Source organism: Algihabitans sp. (genome assembly GCF_965226985.1).
Classification (GTDB): domain Bacteria; phylum Pseudomonadota; class Alphaproteobacteria; order Kiloniellales; family DSM-21159; genus Algihabitans.
Genome location: NZ_OZ245712.1, coordinates 3,950,233 through 3,971,719 on the forward strand (window position 1 = coordinate 3,950,233; position 21,487 = coordinate 3,971,719).

Annotated in this window: 18 protein-coding genes and 1 tRNA gene; 7 read left to right on the top strand and 12 right to left on the bottom strand. The window is 65.2% G+C overall.

What is annotated here, in order from left to right:
* Positions 1–28: 28 nt before the first annotated feature.
* The 10 genes from ACO054_RS18080 to ACO054_RS18125 form a co-directional block, all read right to left on the bottom strand.
* Positions 29–1,237 (bottom strand): glycosyltransferase family protein, encoded by a 1,209-nt coding sequence (locus tag ACO054_RS18080; protein WP_421707978.1) that lies wholly within the window; start codon positions 1,235–1,237, stop codon positions 29–31.
* Positions 1,234–1,836 carry a histidine phosphatase family protein gene (locus ACO054_RS18085; protein ID WP_421707979.1) on the bottom strand — a complete coding sequence of 201 codons (603 nt, stop codon included), beginning with the start codon at positions 1,834–1,836 and terminating at the stop codon, positions 1,234–1,236. Before ACO054_RS18085 ends, ACO054_RS18080 begins: the two co-directional genes overlap by 4 nt.
* Positions 1,833–2,975 carry a glycosyltransferase family 4 protein gene (locus ACO054_RS18090; protein WP_421707980.1) on the bottom strand — a complete coding sequence of 381 codons (1,143 nt, stop codon included), beginning with the start codon at positions 2,973–2,975 and terminating at the stop codon, positions 1,833–1,835. Before ACO054_RS18090 ends, ACO054_RS18085 begins: the two co-directional genes overlap by 4 nt.
* Positions 2,976–3,033: 58 nt before the next feature.
* Positions 3,034–4,329 carry a glycosyltransferase family 4 protein gene (locus tag ACO054_RS18095; protein WP_421707981.1) on the bottom strand — a complete coding sequence of 432 codons (1,296 nt, stop codon included), beginning with the start codon at positions 4,327–4,329 and terminating at the stop codon, positions 3,034–3,036.
* Between the two features lie 30 nt (positions 4,330–4,359).
* Positions 4,360–5,847, bottom strand: coding sequence for an NADP-dependent succinate-semialdehyde dehydrogenase (gabD, locus tag ACO054_RS18100; RefSeq protein WP_421707982.1), 1,488 nt, complete (start codon positions 5,845–5,847; stop codon positions 4,360–4,362).
* Between the two features lie 138 nt (positions 5,848–5,985).
* Positions 5,986–6,585, bottom strand: coding sequence for a cysteine hydrolase family protein (locus ACO054_RS18105; RefSeq protein ID WP_421707983.1), 600 nt, complete (start codon positions 6,583–6,585; stop codon positions 5,986–5,988).
* 138 nt (positions 6,586–6,723) lie between these two features.
* Complete coding sequence (locus ACO054_RS18110) at positions 6,724–7,257, bottom strand: GNAT family N-acetyltransferase (protein ID WP_421707984.1); 534 nt, start codon at positions 7,255–7,257, stop codon at positions 6,724–6,726.
* Positions 7,254–9,077, bottom strand: coding sequence for a glutamine--fructose-6-phosphate transaminase (isomerizing) (glmS, locus tag ACO054_RS18115; protein ID WP_421707985.1), 1,824 nt, complete (start codon positions 9,075–9,077; stop codon positions 7,254–7,256). The genes ACO054_RS18110 and glmS overlap by 4 nt, the downstream gene beginning before the upstream one ends.
* Before the next feature lie 6 nt (positions 9,078–9,083).
* Complete coding sequence (gene glmU / locus ACO054_RS18120) at positions 9,084–10,454, bottom strand: bifunctional UDP-N-acetylglucosamine diphosphorylase/glucosamine-1-phosphate N-acetyltransferase GlmU (RefSeq protein ID WP_421707986.1); 1,371 nt, start codon at positions 10,452–10,454, stop codon at positions 9,084–9,086.
* A gap of 208 nt (positions 10,455–10,662) precedes the next feature.
* Positions 10,663–11,577 carry a DUF3108 domain-containing protein gene (locus ACO054_RS18125; RefSeq protein ID WP_421707987.1) on the bottom strand — a complete coding sequence of 305 codons (915 nt, stop codon included), beginning with the start codon at positions 11,575–11,577 and terminating at the stop codon, positions 10,663–10,665.
* 332 nt (positions 11,578–11,909) lie between these two features.
* Here ACO054_RS18125 and ACO054_RS18130 point away from each other — a divergent pair.
* Positions 11,910–11,984: transfer RNA gene (locus tag ACO054_RS18130), tRNA-Val, on the top strand.
* Positions 11,985–12,077: 93 nt separating this feature from the next.
* On the opposite strand, the gene ACO054_RS18135 is transcribed toward ACO054_RS18130, so the two are convergent.
* Positions 12,078–12,947 (bottom strand): putative nucleotide-diphospho-sugar transferase, encoded by an 870-nt coding sequence (locus ACO054_RS18135; RefSeq protein ID WP_421707988.1) that lies wholly within the window; start codon positions 12,945–12,947, stop codon positions 12,078–12,080.
* 470 nt (positions 12,948–13,417) lie between these two features.
* On the opposite strand from ACO054_RS18135, the gene ACO054_RS18140 reads away from it, so the two are divergent.
* The 3 genes from ACO054_RS18140 (at position 13,418) to gor (ending at position 17,162) form a co-directional block, all read left to right on the top strand.
* A complete protein-coding gene (locus tag ACO054_RS18140; protein WP_421707989.1) occupies positions 13,418–14,611 on the top strand; it encodes a M24 family metallopeptidase in 1,194 nt (397 codons plus the stop codon).
* 4 nt (positions 14,612–14,615) lie between these two features.
* Entirely contained in the window at positions 14,616–15,641 is a 1,026-nt protein-coding gene (locus ACO054_RS18145; RefSeq protein ID WP_421707990.1) for an NADP-dependent oxidoreductase, read from the top strand.
* Positions 15,642–15,782: 141 nt separating this feature from the next.
* Positions 15,783–17,162, top strand: coding sequence for a glutathione-disulfide reductase (gene gor / locus ACO054_RS18150; protein ID WP_421707991.1), 1,380 nt, complete (start codon positions 15,783–15,785; stop codon positions 17,160–17,162).
* 62 nt (positions 17,163–17,224) lie between these two features.
* Here gor and ACO054_RS18155 read toward each other — a convergent pair whose 3' ends face one another.
* On the bottom strand, positions 17,225–17,734 hold the full coding sequence (locus tag ACO054_RS18155; RefSeq protein WP_421707992.1) for a PAS domain-containing protein: 510 nt from the start codon (positions 17,732–17,734) through the stop codon (positions 17,225–17,227).
* A gap of 202 nt (positions 17,735–17,936) precedes the next feature.
* On the opposite strand from ACO054_RS18155, the gene ACO054_RS18160 reads away from it, so the two are divergent.
* From ACO054_RS18160 to ACO054_RS18170, 3 genes are all read left to right on the top strand, one after another.
* The gene (locus ACO054_RS18160; protein ID WP_421707993.1) at positions 17,937–19,337 is read left to right on the top strand and encodes a class II 3-deoxy-7-phosphoheptulonate synthase; all 1,401 of its coding nucleotides are present in this window, start codon (positions 17,937–17,939) and stop codon (positions 19,335–19,337) included.
* Positions 19,338–19,384: 47 nt separating this feature from the next.
* On the top strand, positions 19,385–20,554 hold the full coding sequence (locus ACO054_RS18165; protein WP_421707994.1) for a nicotinate phosphoribosyltransferase: 1,170 nt from the start codon (positions 19,385–19,387) through the stop codon (positions 20,552–20,554).
* A gap of 115 nt (positions 20,555–20,669) precedes the next feature.
* Entirely contained in the window at positions 20,670–21,374 is a 705-nt protein-coding gene (locus ACO054_RS18170) for a glutathione S-transferase N-terminal domain-containing protein (protein WP_421707995.1), read from the top strand.
* Positions 21,375–21,487 lie beyond the last annotated feature (113 nt).

Sequence of the window (21,487 nt, forward strand, 5' to 3'; positions counted from 1 at the left end):
GCTCATAAGGCTAAAGGGCACTCGCACCCTAAATGCCGGGCGGCACTATAGCAGCCAAGTCTGCCAGAATCTCGGCTGTGACTTCAGACCCGTTCAAATTTGGGAGTGCGGTTCGGACAGCCTGTCGAGTGGATGCGGTTGGGTGCGCCGCTGCGCGCAATCGTCGGTCGATCGCGGCCGCGAGCAAGGCTGGATCGCTATCCCCGCCGGGCGCGCTGGTAAGCCATCCGCCGGCGTCCAGAAGGTCGGCCCGTCGGCGCTGCTCGCTTTGTCCTCCCTCTTGGTAAGGGACGATCACCGCGGGGCAGCCGGCCCGCAGCAGGTCGACGACGGTGTTGTAGCCGCCCTGACTGATCGAAAGCGCGCAGCTGGCGAGCCGTTCCGGGAAGTCGGGTTCGGCCCGCTGCACCTGAACGCACCCGCCTGCTTGACGACGTAAGGCCTGGAAATCGGCATCTGGCAGGTTGTCTCCCACAAGGAACCGCCAGGGCCGATCTTTTGCCTGGCTCAAAGGGCGCGACTTGAGGGCGGCAAAGAGAAAGTCTCGCCCGAAGGCTCCCCCGCCGGCGGACACCAGGACTTCCTTCTGCGGTTCCTCAGCCTTTTGCAAGCTCTGGTGCTGGCGTCCTGGGCGCGCGGAGGCGGTCGTTTCGGCAACGTAACCGGTGTAGACCAGCTTCCCGGCCAAGGCAGCCGTCTGGGCAAAGCTTGCTGCGAAGGGAATCAGCTTCTCGTCTCCGTGGACGAGGATGCGGTCGTAGGCTTCGGCGGCCTCGGCCATCCAGACGGTTTTCTCCGGCGGTTTCTCCACCAGCAGGTCGCGGACCGAACTCACGATCCAGGGTCTCGGCGTCATCTGTCGCGCGCTCTCGACCAGCGGAGACAGCTCGAACCGCAGCTTGCCTCGGCCGAAGGGAAAGTGTTCGGTCACCAGAATTCTTGGCCGTTCTCGCGTGAGGATCGCCAGGAGCTGACGGCACCGCTTCTCTCGCAGGCGCTCATCCAAGGGCGCGTCGTGCGGCCCCAGGAGTTCTCGGAAACTCTCGTCGCGACTGCGCAGCCATGGTTCCAACTGAAACAGCCGCGCAGGTCCCAGCACCAGATCGCGCAGCGGCCGGCCGCCCGAAACGATACCTACCGCCAGCCCGCGTGCGCTGCAGGCTCGGGCCAGTACGGCGGTTCGCCGCAGGTGTCCGATCCCATGCAGGTGGGTCACGACGAAAAGTACGTCGGTCATGATCTTAGAGGGTCGTTCAGCCGCAGGATGCTCGGCGTGCCGTCGCCGGCAAGGGCGAAGCGCTGCAAGGCTTCTCGGTCGAACTCGACCGGCGGCTTGCCGGTCAGGTCCCAACCGCTGGCCAGACAGTAGAGCGCACGGATGACGCCGCGGTGGGCGACGGCGACGCTGGGCTGCCCGGCCGCCGCCAGACGCGCCAGAAGAGGGCGCAGACGACTCTGCACCTCCCGCGGGCTCTCGCCGCCCTCGGGCCGGAAGTCCAGGCCTCTGGCCTCATTGTCGGCCATGACGCCGCCGTGACGGGTGCGCAGTTCGGTCAGTGTCTGGCCTGCCCAATGGCCCCAGTTCATCTCGTTGAGCGCGGCCAGCGCGACCGCGTCGGGACGCCCGAGCAGATGCGCCGTCTCCCGCGCCCGGCCGAGGGTCGAGCTGAACCAGCGGTATCCGGCGAGCGGCGCGGGTAGGCGCCAGCTTGCCGCCATGACGCGTCCGCGCGGCGACAGCGGAACGTCGCGCTGACCCTGTATGCGCTTCGCCGCGTTCCAAGCCGTCTCCGCATGGCGGATCAGAACCAGCTCGGTCACGCCCCCTTCTGTCATGGCCGCCGGGCTCCAAACTCCCGGGCTCCCATTTCGAGGGCTTCGAGGAGACTTCGCTGCAGGTTTTGTGCTGCCGCGGGAAGCGCGTGACGCTGCGAAACCTTCTGGCGCGCGGCCTCGCCCATGCGGGCGCGCCGGCCCGGATCCGCCAGAAGCCGCAGAACGGAGTTTGCAAAACTCCCGGCGTCTCGGGGTTCGGCCAGCAGGCCGCATTGCTCGTTGTCTACCAAGGCGGAGACGCCGCCCTCGTCGCCAGCCACGACGGGAAGGCCTGCGGCCATGGCCTCCAGGATCGCCATGCCGTAGGCCTCCTCGACGGCCGGCCAGACGAAAAGGCAGCCAAGACTGAGATGCGAAGCCAGCCGATCTGGGGCGATCTCGCCGAGAAAACGCACACGGCCGCCCAGCGGTGCGAAGGCGGCCTCGACCTCGCCCCGCGCGGGTCCGTCGCCCAGAACCAGCAAGTGCCAGTGGCGGTCGGCGATTCGCTGCAAAGCTTCGGCCAGCAGACGATAGGAGGCCAGCTTGGCGCCCGGACGCATCATGGCGGCGGTTATGAGCAGCGGAGGTGCATCAACCGTCGGCAAGGCAAGCTCGTTGCGCAAGGCGAAGAGGTCGCGGGACGCAGGGGGTGCCGGGAGCCTCAGGAAGGGCGGCAAGTCGCGATGCCTTTGCGGATGGGGCAGGCAGGCGGCGTTCCGGGGTGTCAGCGGCAGGATGACGGCCGCCTGGTCAAGCGCGGAGAGAACGGCGCGATGGCTCAGGTCCCAGGGGCCGCCCGCGCGCTTCGGCGCGACCGAGGCTTCCGCCACCACATAGGGGATGCCGAGCCGACGGCTCACCAGCGGGCCGACCCAATCGGGCGCCTTGTAGTAGAGGTGATAGGTGAACCAGAGGTCGGGCCGCCTGCCGGTGCCATGACGGGCGACATAGCGGGCCGCCAGCTTTTCTCCGATCGTCCGCAGCCTTTCCTGCCGCCGCAGATCCCCGGCTGGCTCCCGACTGCGCAGCCGACAGGCCAGGCTGACTTCGTGTCCGGCGGCCTTCAGGGCTTCACGCAACAGCCGCGCCATCGTGCGGTCGCCTGATGGCACCGGATGGTCCGGTGGCTTCATCGGTGCGTAGAAGGCGACTTTCACGATCCTGCCTGGGTCTCTCAGCCGATTGCGGTGCTGAACGGCCTGAAAGGACGTTGTCTCACTGGGCTGCCGCCGCGTCGCTCTCGGCGGCAGCTTTCGCCGGTTTGAAGCGGCGCAGCAGCTGGGCGATGCCGCCGGTCATGGCGAAGTCGGCGCGGACCCGGCGGCTCCCGGCGTCGCCGAGACGCAGACGCAGTTCCGGGTCCTCCATCAACCGCTGCAGGGCTTTAGCAAGCGCCTGCGGTTCCTGCGGCGGTACCAGCAAGCCCGTCTCTCCGTCCCGAATCAGCTCCGGGATGGCCGAGACTGCCGTCGAGAGGCAGCAGAGCGCTTGGCTTTGCGCCTCCATCAGAACGTTGGGCAGGCCGTCGCGGTCGCCGTCTTCCGCGATCCGGCTGGCCAGGACAAAGATGTCGGCGGAGCGATAGGCCTCCAGAACACGCTCCTGCGGCTGCGCACCGAGCCAGGTGATCCTCCGGTCGAGACCGAGTGCCGCCGCGCGGCTCTTCAGATGCTTGGACAAGGCGCCGCCGCCGATATGAGTCAGATGCCAGTCCAACTGCGCCGGCAGCAGGGTGAGCGCCTCCAGCAGGTCGTCGTACCCTTTCTTCTCGACCGCGCGCCCCACCGACAGCAGCCGCAGGGGCATGGTTCCGTCTCGTTCCGCAGTCCGAACCGGCGGTTCGGGAAAGCGGTCGAAATCGAGGCCGTGGTACAGCAGTTCAACCTTGTCGGGCTGTCCCGCAAGACCGGCCAGGTGGGTCGCGCCGACCGCCGTGCAGGTCACGGCCCAGGCGGCGTCGTCCAGCTTCTCGCGTTTCTCCCATTCCGGAATCGTCCAGATGTCGCGGGCGTGTGCCGAGACGGACCAGGGCAAGCCCTTCATAAGCGCGGCGTAGCGGGCGACCGATCCCGGCGTGTGCAGGAAGTGCGCGTAGATCCAGTCGGTTGCGTCGGGCAGTTCAGTGGCCAGAACGCAGGCCTGACCGAAGCGTCTCATCCGGTTGATGGTCCTGTCGCGCCGCAGGTCCCGCAGGAACGCCTGCCTCGCCAGGGCGTAGCCGGGCTGCCGCCGCGCCTGCCACCAGCCGCGGAGAACCCGCCAGGGCTCCCGGTGCAGATACTCCGGCAGATAGGCGACGGGGGCTGCGATCTCCCGGTGAACCGGATGAACCGCCGTGTCGGTGGGATGGCGCAGCGACCAGAGCCGCAGGCCTAAGCCTGCGCGCTCCAATGCCAGCAGTTCCTGCGCGATGAAGGTTTCCGAGAGCCTCGGATAGCCCTTCAGAACGACCGCGATTTCCGCGCGATCCTTGAGACCGGAGGGGCGGTTCTGGCTGGACGAATGACGCAAGGAAGCGGTCCCGACTGCCCTCGGCTGGCGTTACACGCCACCGATGCACATGTATTTGATCTCCAGGTAGTCGTCGATGCCGTACTTGGAGCCTTCCCGACCGACACCGGATTCCTTGACGCCGCCGAAGGGTGCGACCTCGGTGGAGATGATGCCGGTGTTGACGCCGACAATTCCGCTCTCCAGGCCTTCGCCGACCCGCCAGATCCGGCCGAGATCGCGCGCGTAGAAATAGCTGGCCAGACCGAACTCCGTGTCGTTGGCGAGGGCGATTCCCTCTTCCTCGGTGCCGAAGCGGAAGAGCGGCGCAACCGGTCCGAAGGTCTCCTCGCTGGTGACCTTCATATCGGTGGTGACCTCGGTCAGGAGCGTGGGCTGGAAAAAGGTACCGCCGAGCTCGTGGCGCTGACCGCCGACGGCGATCTTGGCCCCCTTCGAGGTGGCGTCGGCAACGTGCTCCTCGACCTTCTCGACGGCTGCGACGTCGATCAGCGGACCTTGGCTCACGCCCTCTTCCAGGCCGTAGCCGACCTTAAGCTCCTTGACCCGAGCCGCCAGCTTGGCCGCGAAGGCGTCGTAGACGCTGTCCTGAACGTAGATGCGGTTGGCGCAGACGCAGGTCTGGCCGGTGTTGCGGAACTTCGACATCATCGCGCCTTCGACGGCCGCATCCAGGTCCGCATCGTCGAATACCAGGAAGGGGGCGTTGCCGCCCAGTTCCATGGAGACCTTCTTCACGGTCTCGGCCGACTGCTTCATCAGCAGCTTCCCGACTTCGGTCGAACCGGTAAAGGTCACCTTGCGTACGATCGGATTGCCGGTCATCTCGCCGCCGATCTCTTTCGCGCTGCCTGTGACGATGGAGAAAAGGCCCTTGGGCAGGCCGGCGCGCTCGGCCAGTTCCGCCAAGGCCAGAGCAGAGAAGGGCGTCTGGGTGGCGGGCTTGAGGACGATGGGGCAGCCGGCGGCCAAGGCGGGCGCTGCCTTGCGCGTGATCATCGCATTGGGGAAGTTCCAGGGCGTGATGGCGGCCACGACCCCGACCGGCTGCTTCAGTACGACGATCCGTTTGTCGGGCTGGTGGCCGGGAATCACGTCGCCGTAGATGCGCTTCGCCTCCTCGGCGAACCACTCCACGAAGCTGGCGCCGTAAGCGATCTCGCCGCGGGACTCGGTCAGGGGCTTGCCCTGCTCCATGGTCATGAGGATCGCCAGGTCTTCCTGATTTTCCATCATCAGGTCGAACCAGCGCCGCAGGATCTGGGCGCGTTCCTTGGCGGTCTTGGCGCGCCAGGCCGGCCATGCAGCTTCGGCGGCCTCGATCGCGCGGCGGGTCTCGGCGGCCCCCATCTTCGGGATTTGCCCCAGGGTTTCGCCGGTCGCCGGATTGGTCACCTCCAAGGTCTCGCCGCTGTCGGCGTCGACCCAGGCTCCGTTCACGTAGCACTGCTGGCGGAAGAGACTGTGGTCGGAGAGCTGCGGGGCACCCGAGGGCTCGATTTTCGCGGACAGGCTCATGACCGTTCTTCCTCCTCCATCTGATCGGATGTGTTCGGCACCGTGCCCGAGGCGGTTCCCCAGGGTGCGGTGCGCTTAGACGTCACTATAGACGCGGCACGCCCGTCTTCAAACGACTGCGGCGCAACCGCACCCCTGTTAAGCCGGAACCTGCGCGACGCTGTCGACAACCACGGCAAAGCGGTCCGCCAGCGCCGCCAGTTCGGCGCGTTGCAACTGCTCGGCAGGCACGACGCCACCTTGCCCGTCGGGCAGATCGCGTGTGGCGCAGGCGCCGGCGATCACGGCCGAGCGGTAGCCCAGGTCCGTCGCCGCGCGCACTGTCGAGCTCACGCACATATGGGTCATGAAGCCGGCCACCAGAAGATTTTCGAGCTTCAGTCCGGCTAGCAACTCCGCCAGTTCGGTGCCTGCGAAGCTGTTGGGCAGCGTCTTTGTCACCACCGGTTCGTCGCCGACCGGCAAAACCGCTTCCGCGATGCTGTAGGCCGTCGTCTCCGGGTCGAACAGACCTCCGGCACGGCCCTTGTGGCGCACGTGGATGACCGGGCGACCCGCCTGACGGGCCGCGCTCAGCAAACGGCTGCCCTCCTCCAGTGCCGCCGTGACGCCCGGCAGAGGCAGGCGCCCGTCGAGGTACTCGCGCTGGGCGTCGATCATGACCACGGCGGACGCCGACAGGTTCGGTGGCGTCGCGGGAGCTCCTGCCATGGACAGAAGAGTTTGCGGCTGGGACATGAGCGTTCCTCGAAAATCGCCTGATGCGGGTGCTTCTTCTTATGGCCGCAAGCTAGCAAGCGAAGCGGCCCGAAGACCAGCGCCGCGGCCCCGTGATCCCGAACAGCTCTTGTGACAGGTCCAGGGTGGCGGAGGCTCTTACGCCAGGGTCTTGCTCCAGAACTCGGCGTGGCCTTTGGTGGGGTCCAGCTCGTATTCGGCGAAGCCGAACCTTCGGTAGGCACTCTTGGCGGGCGCGTTCCCGCCCAGCACTTCCAGGGTCAGCTTGCAGCAGCCGGCCCGGCGGGCGACCGCTTCGATCTCAGCGAGCAGAGCCTGGGCAAGACCGCGACCTCGGAAGGCAGGCAGGACGGCGATGTCGTGGATGTTGATCAGCGGTTTGGCTGCGAAGGTGGAGAAGCCTTCGACGCAGTTGGCGAGTCCGGCCGCTTTGCCGTCGAGGTAGCCGAGCAGAGTGAAGCACTGCGGCCGCGCTGCCATCTCCGGAACCAGTCGACTGCGGACGGCCTCGGACAGAGGCTGCCCTCCGCCCATCGGATCGCGGGCATAGGCGTCCAGCAGCGTTACGATATCCGTGGCCTGCTGTGGATCGCGATAGTCGGCGCGGAAGATCCTGAGCCCAGCTTCCGGTCGTTCCGCTTCCGACGGCTCCAGGCGGGGTCCGAGGTTCACTCGACCGTCACCGACTTGGCGAGGTTGCGCGGCTGGTCGACGTCGGTGCCCTTCACGACGGCGGTATGGTAGGCGAGCAGCTGCGCCGGGATGGCATAGAGCAGGGGCGCGACCAGAGAGTCGACCCGAGGAACCTCGATCAGATGGGCGGCTTGCGTACCTGCGCGCGCGGCCCCGTCGGGATCGGTGATCAGGATCACCCGGCCCCCGCGTGCGGCGACTTCGGAGAGGTTGCTGACCGTTTTCTCGAACAGAGGGCCGCTGGGGGCCATGACGATCACCGGCACGGTTTCGTCGATCAGGGCGATCGGCCCGTGCTTCATCTCGCCGGCGGCGTAGCCCTCCGCATGGATGTAGCTGATCTCCTTCAGTTTCAGCGCGCCCTCCAATGCCAGCGGGTACATCGCGCCGCGGCCAAGGTAGAGCACGTCGCGTGCTTCGGCGAGTTCGTGTGCGATGGACTGGATCGCCTCGTCGTGGTTCAGCACCTCCGCACAGCGAGCCGGAACTTCGGTGAGGGCGGCGGAGAGGTCCGCCTCGCGGTCCGCATCTATGGCGCCGCGCGCGCGCGCGGCCGCGATGGTCAGGCAAGCCAGAACCGTCAGCTGGGTGGTGAAGGCCTTGGTCGAGGCGACGCCGATCTCCGGCCCCGCGATGGTCGGCAGGACCGCGTGGGACTCCCGTGCGATCACACTCTCAGGCTGGTTCACGACGGACAGGATCGTCTGTCCCTGGCCCTTCGCGTAGCGCAGCGCGGCCAGAGTATCGATGGTCTCGCCCGACTGGCTGATGAAAAGAGAGGCACCACCTTCGGGCAGCGGCGCCTCGCGATAGCGAAACTCGCTGGCGATATCGAGTTCGACGGGCAGGCGGGCGATCTGTTCGAACCAGTACTTGGCCACCATGCCGGCATAGAAGGCGGTTCCGCAGGCCGAGATCGTCACGCGTGGCACCTTGGCGAAGTCGAGCGGCAGCTCCGGCAGAGTCACGGCGCGGCTTTGCGGGTTGACGAAGACCTGCAGGGTGTCGCCGATCACGGCCGGCTGCTCGAAGATCTCCTTCTGCATGAAGTGCCGGTACTGGCCCTTGCCGATCATGGCGCCGGAAAGGGCCGTCTGGGTCACCGGCCGTTCGACCGGCGCGTTGTCGCTGTCGAAGATCTCCGCGCCCGTTTCGGTCAGGACCGCCCAGTCGCCTTCCTCCAGATAACAGATCCGGTCGGTCAGCGGCGCCAGACCCAGGGCGTCCGAACCCAGAAACATCTCGCCGTCGCCGAAGCCCACCGCCAGCGGACTGCCCTGGCGCGCGCCGATCATCAGGTCGTGCCGGCCGGCGAAGACGATGGCGAGCGCGAAGGCGCCCTCCAGGCGGCGCAGGGCGGCGCCGACGGCCTCCTGCGGCGACATCTGCTGGGCCAGATGATGGTCGATCAGACGGACGACAGCCTCCGTATCGGTCTCCGTCTCGAAGACCTGCCCGGCGGCCTCCAATTCCGCCTTCAGATCGCGGAAGTTCTCGATGATGCCGTTATGCACCACCGCGACGCGGTCGCTGCTGTGCGGATGAGCGTTCTGTTCGGTGGGCCGGCCATGGGTGGCCCAGCGCGTATGGCCGATGCCGACCGTGCCGGGTAGCGGCTCCTGCTCCAGCAGGTGCGCCAGATTCGAGAGCTTGCCCTCGGCGCGCCGGCGCAGAATGCTGCCGTTGACCAGACTTGCGATACCGGCGGAATCGTAACCGCGATACTCTAGCCGCTTCAGGCCGTCGAGCAGGAGCGGAGCGACCGGAGCTTTGCCGAGAATCCCAAGGATACCGCACATGTTTTGCTAGTCCTTTTTGCTGCGCTTTTCGCGGAAGCGCCGGGCGCCACCCTCGCGCGTCGTCTTTGCGCCGCGGACGACGGCAAGGGCCTCGTCGGGGACATCCTCGGTCACGGTGCTGCCGGCCCCCACGATGGCGCCTGTGCCGATCCGCACGGGTGCAACCAGGGCGGAGTTGGAGCCGATAAAGGCTCGAGCCCCGATCTCGGTTCGATGCTTGCCGAAGCCGTCGTAGTTGCAGGTGATGGTGCCGGCCCCGACGTTCGCGTCCTGTCCGACCGTGGCATCGCCCAGATAGGTCAGGTGGTTCGCCTTTGCGCCAGCGGCGAGCGTCGCGTTCTTGACCTCGACGAAGTTGCCGACCCGCGCGCCCTCGCCTAACTGTGCGCCGGGACGCAGGCGCGCGAAGGGGCCGACGACCGCGCCGGTCTCCAGCTCGCAGCCTTCCAAATGGCTGAAGGATTTGATCTCGCAGCCCTCGCCGACCGTGACACCCGGGCCGAAGACCACGTGCGGGTGGACAAGGCTGTCGCGGCCGAGCCGGGTGTCGTCGCGCAGGAAGATCGTTTCGGCACCGATCAGAGTGGCGCCGGCTGCCATCGCGCGGCGCCGCAGGCGCTGCTGGGCGATGTCTTCGGCCTGGGCCAATTCACAGCGGTCGTTGATGCCCATGACTTCTTGCTCCGGGGCGACCTGGACTTTGGTCCGGTCTCCCCGTTGCTTAGCCAGGGCATAGATGTCGGTCAGGTAGAACTCGCCCTTCGCGTTCTCGTTGTCGACCTGCGCGAGCAAATCGAACAGCGTTGAACCGTCGGCCAGAACCACGCCGGCGTTGCAGAGCCGGATCTCGCCCAGGTGAGCCTTGGCCGGGTCGGCATCGATCTCAGCCTGTTCGCAGACCTGCAGGAGTGTGCCCTCGGCGTCGAGTTCGAGCCGGCCATAGCCTATCGGATCGGCGGGTTCGAAGCCCATTGCGACGAGTTTTCCGCCCTCGGGCGCCCGGCGCAGGTCGAGCATGGCGCGAAGGGTCCGGCAAGAGATGAAGGGCGTGTCCCCGTAGAGCACGAGAACGTCACCCTCCGCCTGCACTCCCCGATCCCCGGTCAGCAGCGGCATGGCCTGCTGGACCGCATGTGCGGTTCCGAGCCGTTCTTGCTGGACCACGGTGGTGTGCGGCGCCGCTGCGGCTGCGACTGCATCCATGCCCGGGCCGACGACCACGACGATCCGCTCGGGCCCCAGGGCGTCTGCCGCGTCCAGGACCCAGCGCAGCAAAGGCCGGCCTGCCACCTCGTGCAGGACTTTGGGCCGGTCCGACTTCATGCGGGTACCCATGCCGGCGGCCAGAACGACCACAGCGAGACGATTTGAACTCATGGAGAAGCTATCGATACGGCGGCGGTTATGAATCGGATGACCCTGCGACAGCGGAGATCGCGCCGGAAGTCACGCAAGCCACAGGCTTCACCGGAAGCTGCCACAGCCCCGCGGTCTTCGGCAATTCACGTTCTATTACTCTCGGCTATCGGTGAAAACGGCCGGCGGCAAACGTAGGGACAGGCGAGCCAGCTTCGCCGATTGATTTTTAGCGCTCGGCCGCCTGACGGCCGATTCTGAGATCCGTCAAGTGGGCGCGCACGGCGCCACGGGCGACGATGTCCATCTCGACCCGAACCGGCAGGGCCGGGCGGCCCGCTTCGACTTCGGCCAAGAACACCCGAACCTCGGCCGGATAGCGCTCCTGTCGCTCCTCGCCTTCCCAAAAGCCGGTCACCGGCTCGAGACTGATCCGGCAAACCTGAGCTCGTCCCGAATAAACCGCATAGCTGCGTTCTTCCAGCACGGCGCTCCCGAGCGATCGGGCCACGACGTCGAGGCGACGCCGTCCGTCGAAAATGCGTGCCTCACCGCTACAGATTCCGGCTCTGGTGCTTGCCTCCATCAAATGGACCACCGCCGAGATGGGGTCGAGCGTTCCGCGCCGGGCATCTTCCGGGACCAGGCTGCGCTCATCCTCTTCCGGAGGCGGAACGACTTCGGCCGAAACGGTCCCGTCCGGTCCGTAGGTCAGGGCAACCGAGCGCGGATCGTTGTCCTGCCAGCGAGCCTCGGTGCGGAAGGCCGTCGGTGCCAAGCCCTCTTCGGTGCGCCGACCCTCTGCTTCGGAATCGAGGCGAAAGGTGAAGAAGTTGGACAAGAACCCGTCGCTGCGCGCGTGGAAGCGGGCGTCGTAACGCTCGTCGGCGGAGCCGTCGTAGCGCAGTTGCAGCGTCAGGGCCTGAAAGCCGCCGGAGTAGACCTCGTAGGTGGCTTCCATGACGCCGGGCGGTAATGGGTCCGGAAAGGCTGGAGCGTCCAGGTCGGCGCCGGCGGAAGTCCCGTAGAAGAGTGTTCCCGCGCCGGCGAGCAGCGCCAGCGTTTTCCGGCCCGGCAACCGGGCTCGGCGGACTCGGTCGCGCGAATTGCCGCGAAGATGGGGGCGAAGGTGAGAGAGTGGCATCGTCTCGGTCTCCGGAAGTCTTTCGCCACCGTAACGCCGTTCCGGAATCGGGATGTCATGCCGATGCGGACTGCGCACACTGGACGTCAGGCACAGTTTTGCGCCCCAGTCTTGCCCCGTCTCTCCCTTCAGATAGTAAAGCTCGAAGGTCTTGCCAGTGTCAGGATCGTAGGCGCCGACTTATTGCGACGATTCAGGCCTGCCGGTGGGCGCTGCTTGACAGCCCGAGGGGTGGGGGATATCTGTCCGGCCCTTCGCTCGGGTGCCCTGAGAGGGTCCGGGCGGTTGCTCGGCAGTGTCTTCCTAGCCTGCCGGAGCCTGCGTCGTCAGGCGGGCGGTTAGCTCAGCGGGAGAGCGCCTCGTTCACACCGAGGAGGTCGCTGGTTCAATCCCAGCACCGCCCACCAGGCTTCGCGAAGCGTTCTTTCGGAATGCCGCCAACTCGCTTTTCTTGGCTGAGGCCTGAGCCTTATCGGGTCTGAGGGTTGCTTCTCTCCTTCCTACTCGAAGCCTTCCGTTTTCCTCAGTCCCGCATAGTAAAAAAGAGCCCTGACCGCGATTTCTGCTCTGCGGCGCCACAGCTCGATTCGAGACGAGGGCCTTTCGGCTGTCCGGCCGGCGCGCTTGGCAAGCGAATGGTCGGCGCGGATCATGTCCCGAATCTTCTCCGACGCGAGCGGCCCGACGAGTTCCTCGAGGCTGGAGATTCCGTTGCGCCGACTCTTTTTCGTGAAGTGATGGTGCAGACGTGGACTATGAATCACACGGGGAGCCGCATGCGGTGCGCCCCACCGTTCCACGACTCTGAAGTACATGAGGTTGTATTCTTCCGGTAAAACGCCGAAGTTCAGGCTGCTCTTCCACGCCATTTCCCTGAGTATATTTTGATCTTGGCGACTCTTCGTTTCTTGTACCGCAGTTTTCCAATCCTTCAGGAAGGAGAGAACTTCTTCACTTTTGTTGAAGGCGACGATGCCCGAGTTGAACTGCGGGAAGGCGTGCGGAATCTCCTCGCGCCACAGCGTTTGCGCCCAATCTCCATTCCGGCCTTGGTCATGCGCCATGGCCATATCGAAACGGCCAAGCACATCGAAGATGTCGCTGATATCCGCAAGTATTAAAGTATCGGCATCGATGTAGATGGTTTGATCGAAGCGGGTCGCGATCATGCCGTCGATTTTCGATCGATACCAAGCGTCTGGAAGGACGTGTATGCGGTCGAACTGGGGAAAATGGTATTCTCTGTCAGTATAGAGGTCGATTTCTATGCCCGGGCTCTGAGCTTTCGCCATTTTTGCGGAGCGTGCCGCCAAAGCGACATAGCCCTCGCCCGTGGCGACATAGATGTATCCCCTCGACGGTCTCTTCATCCGTGCACTCTCCCCCTCAACCCCGGGGTAGGCTAGCATTCAATTTGAATACAATACAATTTGGGCTGTAATAATAAGTCCGTGCTTTCAGATAAATTAAGATCCCACGTCACCCAATTTTTCAGGCCAGATTTGATCCAAATACAAAATCACAAGTAAGCATCGACCCCGTGAAGTCTATGCTTCCGGTAGTGTCGCTGCACTGCATCTGTCTTGCGGTTGGAAAGCGTCAGGAGTCCAAGTCTGCTCGCATTACGAGCTGTCGGTACTGCGCAACCCGGGACGGCACAAGGGTTCTAGATCTGCGTCTTTTGGCGTTTCCCCCGGATCTCATCGCCCTCTAAACCTTATGATGAGAGTAGGAGTCACGCCTTAGGTGGAATCGCCAAAGCGATTCCACCTAAGGCGATCCTGTTCTAGCATCTGCGGGACAGCCGACGGCCTTAGTACAAGATGTGGGGAGCGAGAAAATGGCGTTTCTATCGACAGCGGTGTGGGACTACCGGCGCGCCGGCATGAAGGCGCTGATGGATCGTGACGATCTCGATGCCCTGGCCTTCGTGTCGGCCGACTTCGTTCAGTTCGCGACCAACTTCAATCTCGACGTTCAGACCTGGGAACGGCCTGTTTTGGCGGTGGTGCCGCGCAGCGGCGATCCCTTCTGCCTGCTCAACGAGCTTTCCACGCATCATTTCCGCATGGCCGGCGAGCGCGATCAGCTTTGGGTGGAGGAGGCGCAGTTCTACGACGAACATCACTCGCGCTCCAATGCGAACCGCTTGGTGACCAACTGGCCCCAGATCGTGGCCGATCTGCTGCGGGAGAAGGGCTTGGCAGAAGCACGGGTCGCCGTCGATGCGCTGCCCGGCCCTCTTGCCAGGGTTTCCGAGATTCTACCTTCGCTCGAACTGCTGCCCCGGACGACGGACCTGCGCGAGCTGCGCCTGGTCAAGCATCCCGAAGAACTCGTTCTCATGCGCAAGGCGGCTGAGCTCTCGGATTGGGCGCAGGAGCTTTATCGGGATGCGATCCGCCCTGGGCGCCTGGTTCAGGAACTGGATGCGGCCATGCACGCCAAGATCTTCGAGGAGGCAGCTCAACGGTTTCCGGGCGAGCACCTGGAGATGCGCGGCTACACCCTGACGGGACCCGCTTCGGCCTCGCCTCACGGCAATGGAGCGCTGACCGGCCTGCGGATCGAAGAAGGTCACGGCATCGTCAATATTGTGATCCCCCGCCTCAACGGCCTGGTTATCGAGAACGAACGCACCTTCTTTTGCGGCACGCCGAACGATGCGCAGGTCAAGGCCTACGACGCGGCCCTGGCCGCGAACGAGGCGGCGATCGCCGCCGCACGGGTCGGCAACCCGGTCCGTGCGATCGAGGACGCCGCGCGAAGCGAGATCGAGGCCGCCGGCTACGGCTCCGAAATCCGTCACCGGACCGGGCACGGCATGGGCTTGATGGGACACGAGTATCCGGAAGACATGGCCTTCAACGAGCGCCCGCTGATGGCCGGCGAGGTCTACTCTGCCGAGCCGGGAATCTACGTCTACGGCCTTGGCGGTTTTCGGATCGACGATACCGTCGTGGTGGGTGAGACGCCGGAGGTGCTGACCCATTCACCCAAAGATCTCGACAGCATCGTCCTGCCGGCCGCTTGAGCCGGTGCCCAAGTCGGTCAACCGTCGTCTTCTGCTCGCCAAGCGTCCGGGTAGGGCTGGAGTGACGCAGGATTGCTTTCGTCTGGAGGAAGCGGAGGTTCCGGCCCCAGGACCCGGACAGCTGCTGATCCGGGTGCTCTGGCTGTCCTGCGATCCGGCGATGCGAGGTTGGATCGCCGAGGGTCCCAACTACAGCGAGCCGGTGCCGCTGGGCGGTGTGATGCGGAGCTTCACGCTCGGGCGCGTCGAGGTCAGCCAACATCCCGACTATCCGGTCGGCAGCTACGTCTCCGGGCGGCAAGGTTGGCAGGATTGGGCCATCAGCGACGGCAGCGACATCGACCGCATCGTCGATCCCGAGCAAGCGCCGCTTTCGGCCAATCTCCACCTGCTCGGCATGACCGGACTGACCGCCTATCTCGGCCTGACCGACGTCGGCCGTCCGAAGGTCGGCGAGACGGTCGTGGTGTCCACCGCGGCGGGTGCGGTCGGCTCGGTGGTCGGGCAGGTCGCCAAGCTTCTCGGTTGCCGCACGGTCGGGATTACCGGCAGCAGCGGGAAAGTCTCGGACTGTCTTGAGACCTACGGCTACGACGCCGCCATCAACTACAGGGACTACGAGACGACGGACGCGCTTGCCTCGGCACTGGCGGAAGTCTGCCCTGCGGGCGTCGACGTCTACTACGACATGACCGCTGGATGGATTTCCGATGCGGTGATGGGCCAGATCGCCATCGGAGCTCGGATCGTGGTTGTCGGGACCATGGCGATGCCCAGCACGCCGCCCCCGGTCGGTCCCCGCTACAGTCGCCAGATGCTGGTCACGCGGGCGACCATGACCGGTTTTCTCGTGCTCGATCACTTCGACCGGCTCGAGGAGGCCGTGACGAAGCTCGGTGCCTGGTACCGCGAGGGCCGCCTTCGGTATCGCGAAGATGTGACCGAGGGGTTGGAGCGGGCGCCCGAGGCCTTGATGAAGCTGCTCAACGGCCGCACCCGTGGGAAAGTCTTGGTCAAGCTGGCGGATTAGGGATGCCGGTGCGGCGTCGTCTGCGACGCCGAGGCACGGCTGCTGCGATCTTCAGACCGTAGCAAGACCGCTGCTTGTATCCTACCTGCAGGCAAAACGGCGAGAGAACCGCAGACCGGCTACAGAACATTCGAGCGATCCATGAACGACTACGATTACGATCTCTTTGTCATCGGCGCCGGATCGGGTGGCGTGCGGGCAGCCCGTTTCGCCGCCGGCTTCGGGGCCAAGGTGGCCGTCGCCGAGGAACGCCATCTAGGCGGGACTTGCGTGAACATTGGCTGCGTCCCCAAGAAGCTGATGGTCTATGCCAGTCACTTCGCCGAAGACTTCGAGGATGCCGCCGGCTACGGCTGGACGCTCGGTGAGCGCCGTTTCGACTGGTCCAAGCTGATCGTCAACAAGGACAGCGAGATCAAGCGTCTCAACGGCATCTACGAGCGCTTGCTGACCAACTCCGGCGTGGAGATCGTCGAGGGCAGCGCCGCCATCGAGGATGCGCATACCGTGGTCGTCTCCGGCCGGGAGATCCGGGCCCGATACATCCTGATCGCGACCGGCGGTGTGCCTTCGCGCCCCCAGGAACCCGGGCAGGAACTTGGCATCGTCTCGGACGACGTCTTCTATCTGGACAAGCAGCCGGACCGGCTTCTGGTCGCCGGCGGCGGCTACATCGCTGTGGAGTTCGCGGGCGTTTTCAGCGGCTTGGGCAGCCAGGTGACGCAACTCTACCGCGGCGATCTCTTCCTGCGTGGGTTCGACGACGATCTGCGGCGCGGCCTGGCCGAGGAGATGCCGAAGAAGGGCGTCGACCTGCGGTTCCACACCATCATCGACAAGACCGAAAAGACCTCCGGCGGTTTGTTGGCCCATCTCTCCAGCGGCGACAAGCTGGAGGTCGATCAGATCCTCTACGCGATCGGGCGGTGCCCCAACACCGCCGGGCTGGGTTTAGAGCAGGCCGGCATTGCCCTGGGCAAAGACGGTGGCATCCAAGTGGACCGGTTCTATCGAACCTCGGTGCCGTCGATCTTCGCGATCGGCGATGTGATCGACCGTGCCCAGCTGACTCCGGTCGCACTGGCGGAGGGCATGGTGGTCGCGCGGCATCTCTTCGCCGATCTCGACACGGAAGTGGACTATTCGGGCATTCCGACGGCGGTCTTCAGCCAGCCGCCGCTTGCGACTGTCGGGATGACAGAAGCTGAGGCGCGCAAGGCCTTCGGGGCGGTCGACATCTATCGGTCCCGCTTCAAGCCGATGAAACACGCCATGACCGGTCGGGACGAGAGAAGCCTGATGAAGCTCGTGGTCGACCGCGAGAGCCAGAAGGTGGTCGGTGCGCACATGCTCGGCCAGGACGCACCCGAGATCATTCAGGGTATCGGAATCGCCCTGAAGGCGGGTGCGACCAAAGCCGATTTCGACCGGACCATCGGCATCCACCCGACCGTAGCCGAGGAATTCGTCACGATGCGCGAACCGGTCGCTGACCCGGAAGAGGCGCGTGCGGCGGAGTAGGCCCCCTGAGACGATCCGACTCTAGGCTTCGACCGCGGTGTCCACGGCATAGTCGGCTCGATTCAGACCGGCGGGGAGCTGCCGGTCTGATCGGCCCAGTCCGACTCAGGCAGCAGCACGGCTCCTGCCAGAATCATGTCGACCTTAAGCCCGTCGGTCGATAACGGCAGGTCGATATGCTCGGTTACCACATGCTCGCGTTCCGGCATTCCACTGAACTGGGGTCCCAACCTCAGGGCTCTGCGCTCTCGCGCCAGTCGTTTGTACTGTGCCCGCATCACATCTTGAGCCGTCTGGTCCTTGATGTCGGACAGAAGGCGCGGCACCGGTGCGAAGCGATAACCCTGCAAGATGTGTTCGCCGATCAGGCGCAGCCGATAGTCGCGACCGCCGTCCAGGGGCTCGACCAAGGCGATGTAGGGCAGCAGAGGGCCCAGATCGACCGGATCGATCTCGCTGCGCGCGGGTGCCCAGCGACCCGCACTGCGTTGCGACCAGTAGGCGTAGATCTTCCTCAAGACCGGATGCGCGAGCTGACTTCCGTCGTCCAAGGTGTGGAGAGCGTCGAACATTCAGGCGCCTCACATCGTCGTGGAAACGTTGCACGAACAGGAGAAAACAGAAGCAGTTCCAAGACAGATTTTTGCATAAAATCCAATTGAGAGCACGTATTTCGAGTAGAGGTAGTGGGACTCACCCACCAAGCCCCTGGATTCGTCGGACGGCAAGCGCTAGAACCGGCGGTCACCCGGCGTAAAGGCAGGAACGAAGGCGATGTCCGCCACTCAGAGCAAGACCTGGACCCCTGACAGCTGGCGCGCGAAGCCGGTGCAGCAGGTTCCCGACTATCCCGACGCCGAGGCGCTGCAGCGGGTCGAGGAGAGTCTGCGCAACTATCCGCCCCTGGTCTTTGCCGGGGAGGCGCGGAAACTCAAGGCCGATCTTGCCAAGGTCGCGGCCGGTGAAGCCTTCCTGCTGCAGGGCGGCGACTGCGCCGAGAGCTTCGCGGAGTTCCATCCCAACAACATCCGCGACACCTTTCGCGTTCTGCTGCAGATGTCGGTCGCGCTGACCTTCGGCGCCTCGCTTCCCATGGTGAAGGTCGGGCGCATGGCCGGTCAGTTCGCGAAGCCCCGCTCGGCTCTGACGGAGACCGTCGACGGTGTCGAACTGCCGAGCTATCGCGGCGATATCGTCAACGGCATCGAGTTCGACGCCGAGGCCCGCAAGCCGGATCCCGAACGCTTGCTGCGCGCCTACAACCAGGCGGCCGCGACTCTCAACCTTTTGCGGGCCTTCGCCCAGGGTGGCTTCGCCGACCTGCATAAAGTGCACGCCTGGAACCTGCGGTTCGTCGCCGGCAGCGCTCAAAGCGCTCGTTATAACGAGCTGGCCGGCCGGATCGATGAGGCCCTGGCCTTCATGGCCGCCTGCGGTCTGACGCCCGAGACCGTGCCGCAGCTGCGCGAAACCGACTTCTACACCAGTCACGAGGCGCTGCTGCTGCATTACGAGCAGGCCTTCACCCGCGTCGATAGTCTGACCGGCGAGTGGTACGACACCTCCGCCCACTTCCTCTGGATCGGCGACCGCACCCGCCAGCTGGACGGAGGCCACGTCGAGTTCCTGTCCGGCGTCAAGAATCCCATCGGCATGAAGTGTGGGCCGAGCCTGGTGGTCGACGATCTTCTGCGCCTGACCGATCGCTTGAATCCCGAGAACGAGCCGGGCCGGCTGACGCTGATCTGCCGGATGGGCCACGACAAGGTCTTGGAGAAGCTGCCGTCCCTGGTTCGGGCCGTTGCGCGCGAGGGCCGGCAGGTCGTCTGGGCCTGCGATCCCATGCACGGCAACACCATCAAGTCGGCCTCCGGCTACAAGACCCGGCCTTTCGACCGGATCCTGACGGAAGTCCAGGGCTTCTTCGCCGTTCATCGCGCCGAGGGGACCCATGCCGGCGGTGTTCACTTCGAGATGACCGGCCAGGACGTCACCGAGTGCATCGGCGGCGCTCAGGCGATCAGCGACGAGCGTTTGGGCGATCGCTATCACACCCATTGCGATCCGCGCCTCAACGCCAATCAGGCTCTTGAACTGGCCTTCCTGATCGCCGCAGAGTTGAAGGCCGAGCGAGCCGCACGGGACCTGCCGCTGAAACAGGTCGCTGGCGCCTAGACCTCGCAGGCTGTCGCAAGGGCGCACCCGAACCACGGGAGAGGGCCATGCCGGACGATCCCAACACCAACAGATCCCTGGCGCAGCGGCTGGGGTATGGTCCGCGCGACGAGGCCGGCGTGGCTGCTTGGACCGATACCTACTTCAAGCGAACAAAACGCATCGTCGAGGCCTTCGGCGACTGCCAGGTGACCTATGCGTTGTTCATGCGGCGCCCGGTGATCTGCGCGCCGCGGCTGGTCATCGAGTGGTTGGAGGACATGGCGGCGCAGCGCGGCTTTCGGGCCGAGATCGAGCTGCGCTATCCCGAAGGCAAGTGGGTCGGGGCCGGCGAGCCGATCCTCTACGTCACAGGGCCGCTGTCTCAGCTGTCCGATCTCGAAACCCTGCTTTTGCAGAAGCTGGGTCCGCCCTGCGTCGCCGCCTACAACGCCTACACCATGTGCGCGGACCTGCCGAAGGTCGGCTTCCTCGCCATGGAGGCACGGCATTGTGCCGGTACCGAAATGACCGAGCTGATGGTCTACGCCGCCTCGGTCGGATCGGCTCGGGCCAAGCGGAAGGTCGGCGCTGTCGGCTTCGTGGGAACGGCCACCGACGCGACCGCCCATTTCCTGGGTCGGGAGCGCGGCATCGGTACCATGCCTCATGCCTTGATCGGCTATGCCGCTTCCACCGTGCGGGCGGCCGAGATGTTCGCCGAAACCTTCCCCGATGAGCCCTTGGTGGTGCTGGTCGACTACTTCGCGCAGGAGATCACCGACAGCCTGGCTGTTTGCCGCCGCTTCTCCGAACGTGCGGCCAAGGGCGAGGTCTCGCTGCGGATCGACGTGCCCGGCAGCCGCTATCTGGAGGGTCTGGATCCCGCGGCCAGCTATGCGGTACTGGAACGCCATGCGCCCCATGCCCTTCGCGGCTATCGCACCGACGACCAGCTTCGCAACCTGGTCGGCCCCGGGGTTTCGGCGGCGGCCATCTGGGCCTTGCGCGAGGCCCTGGACGCCGAAGGCTTCCGCGAGGTGCGCATCGTCGGCTCGTCCGGCTTCGGTCCTGAAAAATGCCGGATCATGGCGGAGGCCGATGCGCCCTTGGACCTGGTCGGCACCGGAAGCTACCTGCCGTCCAAGTGGTCGGAGACCTATGCCACCGCCGATATCGTCGCCTACGACGGACAGCCGAGGGTCAAGGTGGGCCGCGAGTTCCTGCTGCGGCGCTAAACACGTCTCCGTTCGGGACGATCCCGACAAGCGCTTGTGATGGCCCGGCGTCTATCGTCGCGAAGGGCGCGGCGGTAACCTTCGCGCGATTGAAACTCCAGGAGACCCCGCCTCAATGACTCGCAAGCTCTACGAACGCGTCGGCAAGCAGGACGATCACCGCCCCAGTCCCTTCTCCTGGCGGGCGCGCTATGCCCTGGCTCACAAGGGGCTGGAGATCGACGAGCACGTTCCGATCAAGTTCCACGACAAGGAAACGATCGCTTTTTCGGGCCAGGGCCTCGTCCCGATTCTGGTCGATGGCGCGAAGACGGTCCACGACTCCTGGGCGATCGCGACCTATCTGGAGGACAGCTATCCGGACAAGCCGAGTTTGTTCGGCGGCTCCCAGGCCTTCGCGCACTTCATGAATGGCTGGGCCGATACGGTCCTGATGCCGGCCATCTTCCCTCTGGTGGTGGTGGATCTGCACGCCAACATCGCCGAGGATGACAAGGCTTACTTCCGGACGACGCGTGAAAAGCGCTTTGGGCGGACTATCGAGTCTTTCGCCGCGGATCGTCCGGCGTTCGAAGCCAATCTGGCGAAAGTTCTGGCGCCGCTGCGCGCCCAGCTCAAGGCTTACCCCTATGTGAGCGGCGCCGAACCGGCTTACGCCGACTATGCCGTTTTCTCGACCTTCCAGTTCGCCCGCTGCGCCAGCCCGACGCCCGTCCTGGCTGCGGACGATTCTCTTCGGGACTGGACGGATCGGATCTCGGCCCTGTTCGGTGGCCTTGGCGCCTCTTGCCTGCGGCTGGAGGAAGCGGACGCGGCCTAGAGTGCGGTCGTCTTAAGCGGAAGCGTCGGAGTGGTGGTTTTCGACTTTGCTTGATCCCGACGCCGTGGGGCGTAGTGTCTCGACAGAAACCGGCAGAAAGATCCGAGACACCG